Here is a 13622-nt window from a genome sequence, read left to right as displayed (position 1 = left end):
ATAGTTTGTTGAAGACCTTTATTAATGTAAATAGTAATAATAAGGTCCAATAAAATTTTGAAAATTATCTGCCTTGATCCAAGAAGGACTAGGACAGAGGGATGAAACCGAACGAATAGTCTACAATCCTTCTATCTTTGTCGATATGAAGGATTTTTTATGTTTAATGATTGAGGTAAAACAAACCTATAACAATCATGATAAATTTAAAATCGGATATTTCATTCTCTCTCCTACCAATGCTTTTCTCATTACGAACTACCCATTTATCATAAGTAATCCAATGTTGTCGTTATACAAGAATGGATTTACATGCTAAATCTGGAGGGGAAATTATGAAAACAAGACAAGATTTTATGAAAATGAAAGAAAAAAATGAACCAATCACAATGCTGACGGCTTACGATTTTCCAAGTGCCAAACAAGTCGAAATCGCCGGAGTTGATATGATTCTTGTTGGAGATTCATTAGGAATGGTTGTGTTAGGGTATGACTCCACTATACCTGTTACTGTTAACGATATGATTCATCATACGAAAGCAGTAAAACGAGGAGCAAAAGATACATTTGTTGTAACAGATATGCCGTTTATGTCTTATCACCTTTCAAAGGATGAATCTTTAAAAAACGCTGCAAGAATTATGCAGGAAGGTGGAGCAGATGCTGTAAAGGTAGAGGGGGCAGATGGTGTTACTCCAATAATTGAAGCGCTTACTTTTGGTGGAATACCAGTTGTTGCTCATCTTGGGTTGACACCTCAGTCAGTTAATGTCTTAGGTGGATACAGAGTTCAAGGAAAAGATGCAGAGGCAGCTCGAAAGCTTATTGAAGATGCTAAAAAATGTCAAGCTGCAGGGGCAATAGCTCTAGTTTTAGAATGTGTTCCCCAGCAGTTAGCGCTTGAGATAACAAGATTACTTTCAATCCCAACAATTGGTATTGAAATTTGGGCGTCAAACGGACGGTCAAGTGTTAGTTTATCATGATTTAGTAGGCTATGGTTCAGGTTATGTTCCGAAATTTGTAAAACAATATGCCTCTATAGCTGAAACCACAATATCTGCAATTTCGCAATATGTTGCAGAAGTGAAAAGCCGAAGCTTTCCGGAGGAGAAACATTCCTTTAACATGAAAGAGGAAGAGCTACACAGCTTATATGGAGGAATAAAGAAATGAACATTGTCAGTACAATCCAGGAACTAAGAAAAGAAATTCGTTCATTTAAACAAGGAAACCTAACAATCGGGTTTGTACCAACAATGGGTTATTTACACGAAGGTCACTTAAAGCTTTTAGAGGAAGCAAGAAAAGAGAACGACATTGTCGTGTTAAGTATATTTGTTAACCCTCTTCAATTTGGCCCAAATGAAGATTTTGATTCGTACCCAAGAAATGCAGAAAGAGATCAGAAACTAGCAGAGCAGGCAGGGGTTGATCTTATATTTACTCCACCTGTAACTGAGATGTATCCTGATGAACCTGCATATACGGTCATTGTTAAAAAAAGGATAGATGTTTTATGTGGAAGATCAAGAAAAGGACACTTTGATGGAGTGGCAACAGTCCTAACGAAATTATTTAATATGGTTCAACCTGACAAAGCTTATTTTGGAATGAAGGATGCCCAACAAGTAGCGGTTATCGACGGGTTAATAAGTGAATTTAATTTTCCAATTCATTTAGTGGCAGTTCCAACAATAAGGGAAGAAGACGGATTAGCAAAAAGCTCACGTAATGTTAACTTAAATGATCGTGAAAGAATAGAAGCAACAGCTTTATATAAAAGCTTATGCGAAGCAAAGGAATTAATCTTAAAAGGAGAACGAAGTAAACAAAAAGTAATTGAACTTGTTACTTCCATTATTTCAACCAATACATCAGGAAAGATTGATTATGTTGAAATCCTAAATTATCCTAAACTAGAGGAAATTGAGGTACTTCATGGAAATATCATCATAGCTGTCGCAGTGAAGTTTACAAATGCAAGACTAATTGATAATATAACGATTGAAGTTTAATTGCATTAAATAATAGCTCAGTTAGAGTGTTAAAAATATAGATAAATATATGAAAAGAGGGAGAGCCAAATGTTTCGTACAATGTTGAATGCTAAAATACATCGTGCTCGTGTAACAGAGGCTAATTTGAATTACGTTGGTAGTATTACTATAGACGAAGACATTATCGATGCTGTCGGTATGGTGGCAAACGAAAAAGTGCAAATTGTTAATAATAACAACGGTGCACGATTTGAGACCTATATTATTCCGGGTAAAAGAGGCAGTGGGGTTGTATGTTTAAATGGTGCTGCTGCAAGGCTTGTTCAAGAAGGAGACGTAGTCATCATTCTTACTTATACAATGGTACAGGAAGAGAAACTACCTACTCACCAACCAAAAATTGCTATTATGAATGAAAATAATAAAATTGTAGAAATTTTAGGTCAAGAACCAGCTGCAACAATTTTATAACAAAACAAATAAGACCTGACTCAAAATGACTTTCAATATTTCCGCTTTTTCCATGAGAGAAGTCATTATAGAGTAGGTCTTTTTTATTTTCTTTTAAGTGAGTTAATTTCATAATAATAACACTTAAATCAAAAAACGAACATTTTTCTTTATCCTGAACTTGTTAATAAACAATACACGGATAAAAATACTAATAAAGTAAAATTCATACGTTTTTTGGTAACAAATGATACATTATGAAATTGATTCAAGTAACTTACCTTTTCGAATACACACTCAGTGAAAGGATTGTACCATACACATCGTACTCTACGGAATAGTGTGAAAAAATGAATGGTATTAGCCTAGTATATTCTAAAGTTATTTAAAACTTACACGTATTGGGGTAAACTAATAGTCAGCAAAGAGTATGAATAAAACAGTTTTTCGTTTTTGAAATAAATTGAGGTGTTATTTATGAAAGAACAACGTTATGTTGTGATCGATATAGAAACAACTGGTAATTCGCCCAAAAAAGGGGACAAAATCATTCAGGTTGCTGCTGTTACAATTGAGAATGGTGAAATTGTTGATCGGTATATGAGCTTTGTTAATCCTATGCAAGAAATACCACCTTTTATTGAACAGCTAACAGGAATCTCAAATCATATGGTGGAAGGTGCTCCTACGTTTGGTGAAATTGCTGAAGAACTACATAACATGTTAACGGATGCTTTTTTTGTCGCTCATAACGTTTATTTTGATTTGTCTTTTTTACAAGAGGAGTTTAAAAGTTATGGGTATTATTTTTCAGGGCCCATTCTAGATACAGTGGAATTAACGAGAATGGCTTTTCCGACTGAAAAAAGTTATAAATTATCTGATTTAAGTGATGAATTTAATATGCTGCATGTTAATCCTCATCGAGCTGATAGTGATGCAGAAGCAACAGCTTTACTATTACTACATATTTTTAAAAAGTTAAATGACTTACCAATTATCACTCTACAGCAGCTAATAAAACTGGCAGGCTCTTTTATAAGTGATGCAGAGGAAATACTTGAAGAATTACTATCTAAGAAACTTATAACGTTAAGGGAACAAGGAAATCCTGATGTAGAAATTGTTCGTACACTTGCGATCAAAAAGCAAATTGACACTATGGAGCCTGGGGAGAAAAGCGTTGAATTAGAAGTGATAACATACTAAACATTTTTATGAATGGACGGGAAAGCATTACAAAAGTATTACCAACCTATCATGTACGATCAGGGCAGCTAAAAATGATGAATGAAGTGTTGGACGCATTTTCTACTCATCAGCACAGTATGATTGAAGCTGGTACTGGAAGTGGCAAAACAATTGGATATCTTGTTCCAGCTTTAATACACTCGATAAAAGAGAAAAGACCGTTAATCGTCAGCACACATACAAATCATCTACAAACACAAATACTTGAAAAAGAAATTCCTTTTTTACAGAAGGTTTTACCTTTTCCTTTTATAGCAACGATTTTAAAAGGGCAGCGCCATTATTTATGTTTGCAGAAGTTTGAACAATCACTAAATGATTTAGATGATAATTATGACTTTATATTGGCGAAGGCCCAAATATTGATTTGGTTAACACAAACAGAAACTGGTGATGTAGACGAGTTAAACCTTCCATCTGGTGGAAGAACGTTATGGGAGAACCTACATGTAGACAATTCTTCCTTTCATAATAACCCATTTTCTTCGACATGTTTCTATCAAAAAGCAAGGACAAAAGCATCAGCGGCGAATATTATCATAACCAATCATGCAATGCTTTTATCTGATGTTGAGAGAGAACAAAAAATCTTGCCTCATTATCAGGAAGTCATAGTTGATGAAGCACATCATTTTCAGCATGTAGCTACTGAACAACTTGGAATCAAATTACATTATTTAGAGCTTAACTACATGATGAACTCATTAGGTTCTTTGCATACAAATGGTCTTTTAAAGAAATTTATTCAATGTCAGCAAAAGTTTCATCTTGAAAGCTCTACTTTTTCACAAAAACTAGAGCAGATCTTAATGGAGCTACAAGAAGAAACACAACAATTTTTTTCAGGTCTTCACGCCTATGTTCTAAAAAGAAAAAAAGATTCATTTTTAAATCGTACCTCATATCGACTTCAATCAGAAAAAGAGAATAATCGAACATGGAATTCAATCCTGGAGTTGGCAAATAGAATTCAATTTATGATCCACGATCTTTTGAAGTTAATGGAAACAGAACTTGCAAAATTTGATCAAATTTCAACAATAGAATTATCGATTACAGAGAAGTTAACGATTGAAAACATAAGAAAAGTAATCGTGAAAATGAATGTGTATAAGAAAAATATTGAATTTTTATTTTTTGAGGAATATGATTCGGTTGTTAAATGGATTGAAATTGAATCAAAAGGTGCTAAAAATGCCGTTTATATTTACGCTCAACCTGTACAGGTTTCAGAATACTTAGCAGATAAGTTCTTTGCTCACGTACAAAGTGCAGTGCTTACTTCTGCCACTTTAACAGTAAAAAAATCTTTCTCCTATTTCATTAATAATATAGGACTAGCTGATTTTTTCCCGAAGCAGGTTGTATTAGATTCATCGTTTGACTATGAAAAACAGGTGAAATTGTTTGTTCCAACTGATATGCCTGTAGTAAATGAGGTTTCTATCGAAGAATACTCTGAGGCAATTGCAGCGCATATTGGAACTGTAGCTCAAATTTCAAATGGAAAAATGCTCGTTTTATTTACTTCTTATGAGATGTTGAGAAAAACGTATCAAATTGTTAAAGAAGATGTAACATTAGAGGATTTTGCGATAATGGGGCAAGGAACGGGAAGTGGAAGTAGATCAAGACTAACGAAAAATTTCAAACAATTTGACAAGGCCATTTTGTTAGGCACAAGCAGCTTTTGGGAAGGAGTTGATTTCCCAGGAGAGGATCTAAAGGCTCTTATGATTGTTCGACTTCCATTTGCTTCTCCGGATGATCCTGTCGTGGCTGCAACAAGTGAATATATGGAAGAACAAGGTGCAAACTCTTTTTACGATTATTCACTGCCAGAGGCTATCCTAAGATTTAAACAGGGGTTCGGGCGATTAATTAGGCATGAAGATGACCGTGGTATTCTGTTTGTCTTAGACAATCGCATTATTACGTCAAGATATGGAAAAGATTTTTTAGCGTCAATACCATCTATCGATATAGTGTCAAAACCAATGCATCATCTTACACATTCTATTGATCATTGGATTAATAACAAAAAGGGTGGCTGATCTGCTGAATCAGCCACGAAGATTTGGTGTGAGCTAGGAGAAATTTATTTTCACGTTACTTAATGACACCTGTTATAATAAATCGTGGTTACAACAAATAGATGTTGTTGTAATGTTATTGTATCCAGACTAGGCAGACATATAAGTTACAATATTTGTTTTTATGTGGGAGGAAAAAGCTATGGAAAGTAAAATTGAAATTGTATCAACTGTAACTGTAGATCATTCTGATGATTTATATAAAGTCGTTGACTTACTGAACAGAACATTAAAAAGAGATGATTTAATGTTTGGTCTTGCTCTTGATCAGGAAGATAAATCAAAAGCAGTATTTACTATATACCGTACTTAGAAAGGGTTAACGATATGGGTAGAAAAACTTGGACATTCATTGCTGTATTCTCAATAATTTTTATTGCAGCTGTATGGATTTTTACAGCAACATATCAGGCTGCAAGAGAACAATACACGAATGGTCATGAGCAATCGAAAAAAATAGCTATGGAATCAGCAAATCTTTCGACTATAACGGAAATTACGACTTTTAATAGTGATAATCAATATCATGTATTAACAGGCGAAAAAACAAATAATGAGGGTGTATACGTCTGGGTGTACAAAAAGGATAAAGAAGATAAAATGTTAGTGAAAAAACAGTCTTCTGGTATAACAAAGAATGAAGCACTTAAAAAGGTTAATAATGAATACAGTTTCCAGTAGAAATCATAAGTGTTCGGTTAGGTATGGATGATGAAATACCTATTTGGGAAGTGAAATACAAAGACGAATCTGATCGATATACGTTTGATTATGTGAATTTTTATGATGGTGAAATTATTAAACATATGGCATTAAAAACAAAAACTTCATCTTAATAAAGGTGTAGAAATAATCGGAAAGTTTCGGCTTATTTTGGAAACATTGCGACCATATTATAAAAAACGTATAATAAAATGATGAAGAAAATACATAAAAAGTAGACATCGCAGCTGATGGAGGGAATTTATACGTGAAAACAACAATTGCAGAAGTTGGAAAATATGTTGGACAAGAAGTAACAATAGGAGCATGGCTTTCAAATAAACGCTCAAGTGGCAAAATTGCTTTTCTTCAATTAAGAGATGGTACAGGCTTTATTCAAGGAGTTGTAGTAAAGGCTGAGGTTGCAGAAGAGGTTTTCCAAAATGCAAAGTCTATTACTCAAGAAACATCTCTTTATGTATCTGGAATCGTTAAGGTAGATGAACGTTCTCCCTTTGGTTATGAATTAGGGGTTACAAATATTCGCGTTATTTCTGAATCTGTTGATTATCCTATAACACCAAAAGAACATGGAACAGAATTTCTAATGGATCACCGCCATTTATGGCTTCGTTCTAAACGTCAGCATGCAGTAATGAAAATTAGAAACGAAATCATTAGATCAACATATGAATTTTTTAATAAAGAAGGTTTTGTTAAAGTTGATCCTCCAATTTTAACCGGAAGTGCACCGGAAGGAACATCTGAATTATTTCATACAAAATACTTTGATGAGGATGCCTATTTATCTCAAAGTGGCCAATTATACATGGAAGCAGCAGCAATGGCGTTAGGAAAGGTATTTTCGTTTGGTCCTACTTTCCGAGCAGAAAAATCAAAAACACGCCGCCATCTTATAGAATTTTGGATGATTGAGCCTGAAATGGCTTTTTATGAATTTGAAGATAATCTTCAAGTACAAGAAGCATATGTATCATATATTACCCAAAGTGTCTTAGAAAATTGTTCACTTGAACTAAATACATTAGGTAGAGATACATCTAAATTAGAAAAAATAAAGGCACCTTTCCCAAGAATTACGTATGATGATGCAATTAAGTTTCTTCAAGAAAAAGGATTTACAGATATTAAATGGGGAGACGATTTTGGTGCTCCACATGAAACAGCAATCGCAGAGAGCTTTGATAAACCTGTATTTATTACACATTATCCAACAAGCTTAAAACCTTTTTATATGCAACCGGATCCTAACCGTGAAGAGGTTGTGCTGTGTGCAGATTTAATTGCACCTGAAGGCTATGGAGAAATCATTGGTGGCTCTGAGCGTATTCATGATGAGCGATTGCTTAAACAACGTATAGAAGAGCATCAATTAGACGAACAAGCTTATGAATGGTATCTACAGCTTAGAAAGTATGGTTCTGTACCACATTCTGGATTTGGCTTAGGTCTTGAGAGAACAGTGGCATGGTTAAGTGGGGTTGAACATGTTCGTGAAACAATTCCATTCCCTCGTTTATTAAACAGACTTTACCCATAAGAAGATAAAAAAACTGACTCTACCTGAGTCGGTTTTTTCATTCTTATTGAACAAATACAAACAAATTAAGTAAGCTGTTGATTTCCTTATATGGCAAAAACAACCGAAGTTTATTTTATACAATGTAGTAGCTTGTCATGGTATACTACACTAAGGTAAGGGGTGTGAATATGAATAAAGAACAATTCATCTTTCTCCAAGAAGCAGGACATGTTTCCATTCCGGTTATGCTTTTTAATTATTATGCAAAATTAGGCTTAAATGAACTTGAATTTATGCTCATTCTTCAAGTGAAAAAATATAAGGAGAACGGAAACCAATTTCCTACTCCAACTGAACTATCTCAGCATATGTCAATTTCAACATCTGAATGTACGTCTATTTTAAGAACTTTAATTCAAAAAGGGTTTTTAATGATTGAAGAGAGTGAACAAGACACAATTTTATTTGAATATTACTCACTTAAACCACTATGGGATAAGTTATACACATATTTAATTAATGAAAGTCAGAAAAAAACTCAGGAACAAAGCCAAAAAGAGGATGAGAGTTTATATACAATTTTCGAAAATGAATTCGGAAGACCACTATCACCATTTGAGTGTGAAACTCTAGCTATTTGGATTGATCAAGACGATTATGATCCTGTTATTATTAAAGCGGCATTAAGAGAATCTGTTATGTCAGGAAAATTGAACTTTAGATACATTGATCGGATTCTTTTTGAGTGGAAAAAGAACGGAATTCGTACAATTGAGCAAGCACGAAACTATGCTAAAAAGTTCCGTCAAAATCAGGGCACTACATCCAAAACTCAAAGTAATCCAGAGAATTATGAAAGAAAAGTTCCCTTTTATAACTGGCTTGAGAGCTAAAATTTTAGCTCTTTTTTCTTACGTTCTAGTGTACGAATCTTATCTTTTTAAATGAAAAAATTCAAGTAGAGAAGTGGGTGAGAAGATGTTAACAAAAGTTCAAATTCGCGAGTGTCTAGATACGATGACAGAGATGTTTCCAGACGCTCATTGTGAACTAATTCATGACAATCCCTTTGAATTAGTCATAGCTGTGGCATTATCTGCTCAATGCACTGATGCTTTAGTAAATAAAGTAACAAAAAATTTATTTCAAAAATATAAAAAACCTGAAGATTACCTTGCTGTCTCACTAGAAGAATTACAGTCAGACATCAGGTCAATTGGATTATATCGAAATAAAGCGAAGAACATTCGTAAACTTTGTGAAACTTTACTCGAACATTATAATGGAGAAGTGCCAAATGATCACACAGAGTTAACAAAGTTAGCTGGAGTTGGAAGAAAAACAGCAAATGTTGTAATGTCAGTTGCATTTGGTGTACCTGCAATTGCTGTTGATACTCATGTAGAAAGGGTAAGTAAACGCCTGGGTATTTGCAGATGGAAGGATTCAGTATTAGAAGTAGAGAAGACTTTGATGAGAAAAGTTCCAAAAGAAGAATGGTCAGATACACATCATCGTTTAATTTTCTTCGGAAGGTACCATTGTAAGGCTCAATCTCCACAATGTGAAATTTGTCCACTGCTTCATTTATGTAGAGAAGGGCAAAAAAGAATGAAAAAAGGAAAAGCTGCACATGCAAAATAAACTGTACAAGATACCTGATATCTTTAGAGGTACACCTTTTTTTCAAAACCAAACACATTTTTGTGTACTACACAATGAAGTTAATGAAATTTTGTTAAAAGAACCTTTTTATTTTGACATGCTTGCCATACAACAAGCACAAGAAGTAGAGAATTTGCCCTGGAATCATCCGAAAGAATGTGTTCCGGTTTTGTTTAATGTTTGGAAACAACTGATGTTAAAGGCTAAGGAAGGATTTATGAAACGAGATAAAAGTGATTTGCAAAAGAAATCACTTTTAAAATGTCTATCACTTTATATTGTTTGTTTACATTGGATGAACAAAAGATCAGTTCAAGCAATTAAGGTCTATGCGATGAGTATAAATAAGATGCTATTAAAACCGGTAAATTGTGAGGAGAGACTCCAATTTATAATCGATAACCCATATCAATATCATGCTTTTGTTCAGTTAGAGCAACTTTTTGCGGAACTGGAAAAATCATTTTACAAGGCTCTTGCAATGAATAAACTGTAGGAATTATTCGCTATGAAAACGGATAATTCCTTTTTTATTACATAAGAAAAGAACCGATCCAATGATCGGTTCTTTCGATATAATCTATACGATTATTGTCCAGTGTTTTCAGTAGGAGGTACAGTAGTTTCTACATCAGGATCAGTTTGTTCGCCTTCTATATCCTGTTCAGTACCATCCTCACTTTCATCTTCGTTTCCGCTATCATTACCATTTCCGTTACCATTTCCATTTCCATTACCGTTTTGCTCCCCGTTGCCATTACCATTCCCATTACCTTCTCCAGAATCTTCATCTTCTTGATCATCCTCATTTTGACCTTCTTCGTCATCTCCTGGAAGTTCAGGTACGTCAACATCAGGTTCTGGTACCTGTAGTTGAGTGGCAGCTGCATCACTTCGATTATTGCCACTAACAGCAATTACTTGGAAAGCGTAAGTAGATCCTGGTGTAACATCTGCTATCTGATATGAAGTAGATGCTGATTGACTGACGACTTCATATGCTCCGCCGTCAATAGACTGTCTTACTTCAAAAGATAATCCATCTAATGCATCTTCATTATAACCCCAGTTTATGCTTATAGAATTTGTTACCTGGTCATAGTTAATGTTTAAATCTGAAGGCTTATCGAGTTTTTCGTATTTTTTAGAGACTTTTTTAGGTTCGAAACCTTTAACGAAATATTCATAAGCAATCTGATTAGAAGGGGTATAATCACTTGCTAGTACTTCATCTGAGCCTTTTTCAACTGCTAATCGAACAACGCTGTTAGGTTGTTCAAAATCAGAAGTATCACCTTTAGCAACTTCTAAAAAGACCTCTCTAAACATAGCTCTTGCTAATTTTTGATCACTAGAATCTAAATAAACCTTTTCGCTATCTGCGGATATATTGTATCCGGTCCAAACCGCTGCTGTGTAATTAGGATTATAACCTACAAACCAAGCATCCTTTGCTGCACCAGAAGGCACATTATATTTTGACTTATCATCTTCACTAAAATTAGTTGTACCTGTTTTTCCAGCAATGTTGACTCCAGATATTTGAACAGACTTACCAGTTCCATATTCAACAACAGACTTCATCATATCTGTAACCATAAATGCTGTATAATCACTCATTGCTGCCTCAGGCTCAGGTTCTAAGCTGATTTCAGTTCCATCACTTAAAACAATTTTCTTAACAGCGTGCGGTTCAATATAAATTCCATTATTCCCAAAGGCACTAAAAGCACCTGCCATTTGAAGAGGGGAGACTCCATCTCTGAATCCTCCAATTGCATAAGGCTCATAAATCTCATCAAGTGGAATGCCAAGGCCTTGTGCAAATTCCTTCGCTTTATCTAACCCAACTTCTTGTAATGCTTTTAAAGCTGGGATATTTCTTGAATCGGCTAGTGCTTGACGGATTGACATCTTTCCTTTGTAAGAGCGATCCCAGTTATTAATTTTTGTTCCATCACTATAAGTGTATGGTTCATCGACGATTTGATGGAAAGTAGACCATTTATCATGCTCTATAACTGGTCCATAATCTAGTACAGGCTTAATTGTAGAACCAGGCTGACGTCTAGTATCTGTAGCATAATTATAGCCACCAACTGGTTGATTGCGTCCGCCCCCAATTGCACGAATTTCTCCTGTTTGCGTATCTAGAAGAGTGATTCCAGCTTGAAGTTCATCATCAGGGAAGTTCATAACATCGCCGTTTAAAACATTTTCTACCGCATCTTGTGCTTTTGGATCAAGAGTTGTATAGATTTCCAATCCTGCAGAACCAGCATCAAGATCTGTTTTTTCTTTTACTTCTTCAATGACTTCTTCTACAAAGGCGTGGTAAGGATTTGCTTTTTCTGTAGGTTCAATCACAGTGGATTGGACAGGAACCTGCTTCGCTTCTTCAGCCTCAGCTTCTGTAATAAATCCATGTTTAGCCATTAAGGTTAAAACAATATTACGTCGTTTTTCAGCTTTTTCCGGATTTGTTCTCGGATTATAGTTATTTGGACTCTGTGGAATCCCAGCAATCATCGCAGCTTCATGAAGCTCTAACTCACTTAATGCTTTTCCGTAGAATGATTCAGCTGCTTGAGCTACGCCGTATATATTACCAGGAAAGTATATTTTGTTAAGATACATTTCAAGAATTTCTTGTTTAGAATATTTTTGCTCTAATTGAAACGCTAGCCATAATTCTTGTACTTTACGAGTCACGGTTTTATCTCTCGTTAATAAAGAGTTTTTGATTACTTGTTGGGTAATTGTACTACCACCCTCGGCACCAAAGCCTTCTTGAACGTTTGCAACAAATGCGCCACCTATACGAATAAAATCAACACCACTGTGCTCATAAAAACGTGCATCCTCAGTTGCTAAAACGGCATTTTCAAGTACTTTAGGTATATCATCGTATGGAACATAAGTTCTTTTTACTTGACCAAACTCGGTTATTTCCTCACCATTCATATCATATATTTTGGATGAAAATGAATCTTTTAATTTTTTATCATCAAGTGGAGGAGCATCAGATACAATGACTGCAAAAGTAATACCTCCTGCAACCATTCCTACAATCCCTATTGCCAAAAGACTTAGTAAAATTTTCTTCCAAAGCCTGGTTTCTTTTTCTTTGATTTTTTCTTCGTGTTTTTTTGAGTCTGTTTTTTTCTTCGTTCTTCACGACTCTTATATTGTTCAGTCATGCACTACCAACCTTTCATCATAAGCTTTTAGAAAAAGCTTCTTGCTACAATTCAATTATGTTTAAAATTAAAGTATCTTAAAAATATAGTTTATCTATAATCTTAAGATAGTCAATCCTTGCTTGATATCCAATAGGAATAATATGACCTTTTTCTTTAATTTCCTCCATAGTGATTGACTTTCGACCACCATTTTCCTGTCGCTCCCAAAAAACCAACAAATGTGTTGCATCAAGGTAATAAAAATCATTAAAAGCGGATAAAATGACAAAACAAATTCCATTTTGGTTTATTACACTTTTCATATGTTCAATTTGATGAGAATGAAAATTCTGTAATGGAAAAGATGTTTTGTTCTTCGTTTCCTTCGCTTCAAAATCTATATATTTGCCTCTATAAATTCCGTTATAGTCAGTTGTTGAGCTTTGTTTAAAGTACGCTTCTTTTATAACAGCTGCACTTCGTCGTGGATAATCTACGTTTACAATCTGAACAGGTGTTGGTTTTTTATGTATGACAGCTAACTGGTTTTCTAAATAGTATTTATTTGTTTCATTTAGGTCTTCTTCAAGAGTCATACCTCTGTTGCTATATACAATAGAAGGCTGCTGCTTTTTCTTAGGTGTATTCTTAGGCTGATAGGGCTTTCCGTTAGGATAACGAAAAATCATATTTTACCTCCTCTTCAAAACTACTTCTTATCATACCAAAAAAATTT

13 protein-coding genes and 1 pseudogene are annotated in these 13622 nt (G+C 34.5%); 12 read left to right on the top strand and 2 right to left on the bottom strand.

The annotated features are described in order from the left end of the window. Positions 1–335 precede the first annotated feature (335 nt). The 12 genes and pseudogenes from panB to MVE64_RS03960 all read left to right on the top strand — a co-directional run bounded on the left by panB (position 336) and on the right by MVE64_RS03960 (position 10200). Positions 336–1176: pseudogene (panB, locus tag MVE64_RS04010) on the top strand (3-methyl-2-oxobutanoate hydroxymethyltransferase). After that, positions 1173–2018 carry a pantoate--beta-alanine ligase gene (gene panC, locus MVE64_RS04005; RefSeq protein ID WP_247344011.1) on the top strand — a complete coding sequence of 282 codons (846 nt, stop codon included), beginning with the start codon at positions 1173–1175 and terminating at the stop codon, positions 2016–2018. Before panB ends, panC begins: the two are co-directional and overlap by 4 nt. 69 nt (positions 2019–2087) lie before the next feature. Then, the gene (panD, locus tag MVE64_RS04000) at positions 2088–2471 is read left to right on the top strand and encodes an aspartate 1-decarboxylase (protein ID WP_247344008.1); all 384 of its coding nucleotides are present in this window, start codon (positions 2088–2090) and stop codon (positions 2469–2471) included. Positions 2472–2927: 456 nt separating this feature from the next. Next, positions 2928–3659 (top strand): exonuclease domain-containing protein, encoded by a 732-nt coding sequence (locus MVE64_RS03995; RefSeq protein WP_247344005.1) that lies wholly within the window; start codon positions 2928–2930, stop codon positions 3657–3659. Between the two features lie 8 nt (positions 3660–3667). Beyond that, the gene (dinG, locus tag MVE64_RS03990) at positions 3668–5755 is read left to right on the top strand and encodes an ATP-dependent DNA helicase DinG (RefSeq protein WP_247344003.1); all 2088 of its coding nucleotides are present in this window, start codon (positions 3668–3670) and stop codon (positions 5753–5755) included. Positions 5756–5936: 181 nt separating this feature from the next. Beyond that, positions 5937–6107 carry a YpmA family protein gene (locus MVE64_RS03985; protein ID WP_247344001.1) on the top strand — a complete coding sequence of 57 codons (171 nt, stop codon included), beginning with the start codon at positions 5937–5939 and terminating at the stop codon, positions 6105–6107. A gap of 14 nt (positions 6108–6121) precedes the next feature. Further along, positions 6122–6475, top strand: a complete 354-nt coding sequence (locus tag MVE64_RS03980) for a cell wall elongation regulator TseB-like domain-containing protein (protein ID WP_247343998.1) — start codon at positions 6122–6124, stop codon at positions 6473–6475. Positions 6476–6498: 23 nt separating this feature from the next. Then, positions 6499–6630, top strand: a complete 132-nt coding sequence (locus MVE64_RS27330; RefSeq protein WP_281730454.1) for a hypothetical protein — start codon at positions 6499–6501, stop codon at positions 6628–6630. Between the two features lie 134 nt (positions 6631–6764). After that, positions 6765–8057: an asparagine--tRNA ligase gene (asnS, locus tag MVE64_RS03975; RefSeq protein WP_247343994.1), complete on the top strand. Its 1293-nt coding sequence runs from the start codon at positions 6765–6767 to the stop codon at positions 8055–8057. A gap of 170 nt (positions 8058–8227) precedes the next feature. After that, entirely contained in the window at positions 8228–8932 is a 705-nt protein-coding gene (locus MVE64_RS03970) for a DnaD domain-containing protein (RefSeq protein WP_247343992.1), read from the top strand. An 85-nt stretch (positions 8933–9017) separates the two neighbouring features. Next, positions 9018–9683, top strand: a complete 666-nt coding sequence (nth, locus tag MVE64_RS03965) for an endonuclease III (protein WP_247343989.1) — start codon at positions 9018–9020, stop codon at positions 9681–9683. Continuing rightward, on the top strand, positions 9673–10200 hold the full coding sequence (locus tag MVE64_RS03960) for a YpoC family protein (RefSeq protein WP_247343987.1): 528 nt from the start codon (positions 9673–9675) through the stop codon (positions 10198–10200). Before nth ends, MVE64_RS03960 begins: the two co-directional genes overlap by 11 nt. A 92-nt stretch (positions 10201–10292) precedes the next feature. Here the strand turns inward: MVE64_RS03960 and MVE64_RS03955 are convergent, their stop codons facing one another. Both MVE64_RS03955 and recU read right to left on the bottom strand, forming a co-directional pair. After that, complete coding sequence (locus tag MVE64_RS03955; RefSeq protein WP_247343985.1) at positions 10293–12767, bottom strand: penicillin-binding protein 1A; 2475 nt, start codon at positions 12765–12767, stop codon at positions 10293–10295. A 214-nt stretch (positions 12768–12981) separates the two neighbouring features. Further along, positions 12982–13572, bottom strand: coding sequence for a Holliday junction resolvase RecU (recU, locus tag MVE64_RS03950; protein WP_281730491.1), 591 nt, complete (start codon positions 13570–13572; stop codon positions 12982–12984). Positions 13573–13622: the final 50 nt, after the last annotated feature.

It is taken from the genome of Metabacillus endolithicus (genome assembly GCF_023078335.1).
In the GTDB taxonomy this organism is placed as follows: Bacteria; Bacillota; Bacilli; order Bacillales; family Bacillaceae; genus Metabacillus; species Metabacillus endolithicus.
The sequence above is the reverse complement of the archived record's forward strand: the minus strand, read 5'-3'. Positions and strand labels throughout refer to the sequence as shown.

What these genes read in the sequence shown, in the direction of transcription:
- MVE64_RS03970 (WP_247343992.1), top strand. Translation starts at nt 8,228, where the DNA reads ATGAATAAAGAACAATTCATCTTTCTCCAAGAAGCAGGACATGTTTCC.
- dinG (WP_247344003.1), top strand. Translation starts at nt 3,668, where the DNA reads ATGAATGGACGGGAAAGCATTACAAAAGTATTACCAACCTATCATGTA.
- MVE64_RS27330 (WP_281730454.1), top strand. Translation starts at nt 6,499, where the DNA reads ATGGATGATGAAATACCTATTTGGGAAGTGAAATACAAAGACGAATCT.
- MVE64_RS03955 (WP_247343985.1), bottom strand. Translation starts at nt 12,767, where the DNA reads ATGGTTGCAGGAGGTATTACTTTTGCAGTCATTGTATCTGATGCTCCT.
- MVE64_RS03960 (WP_247343987.1), top strand. Translation starts at nt 9,673, where the DNA reads ATGCAAAATAAACTGTACAAGATACCTGATATCTTTAGAGGTACACCT.
- MVE64_RS03985 (WP_247344001.1), top strand. Translation starts at nt 5,937, where the DNA reads ATGGAAAGTAAAATTGAAATTGTATCAACTGTAACTGTAGATCATTCT.
- MVE64_RS03980 (WP_247343998.1), top strand. Translation starts at nt 6,122, where the DNA reads ATGGGTAGAAAAACTTGGACATTCATTGCTGTATTCTCAATAATTTTT.
- nth (WP_247343989.1), top strand. Translation starts at nt 9,018, where the DNA reads ATGTTAACAAAAGTTCAAATTCGCGAGTGTCTAGATACGATGACAGAG.
- MVE64_RS03995 (WP_247344005.1), top strand. Translation starts at nt 2,928, where the DNA reads ATGAAAGAACAACGTTATGTTGTGATCGATATAGAAACAACTGGTAAT.
- panD (WP_247344008.1), top strand. Translation starts at nt 2,088, where the DNA reads ATGTTTCGTACAATGTTGAATGCTAAAATACATCGTGCTCGTGTAACA.
- panC (WP_247344011.1), top strand. Translation starts at nt 1,173, where the DNA reads ATGAACATTGTCAGTACAATCCAGGAACTAAGAAAAGAAATTCGTTCA.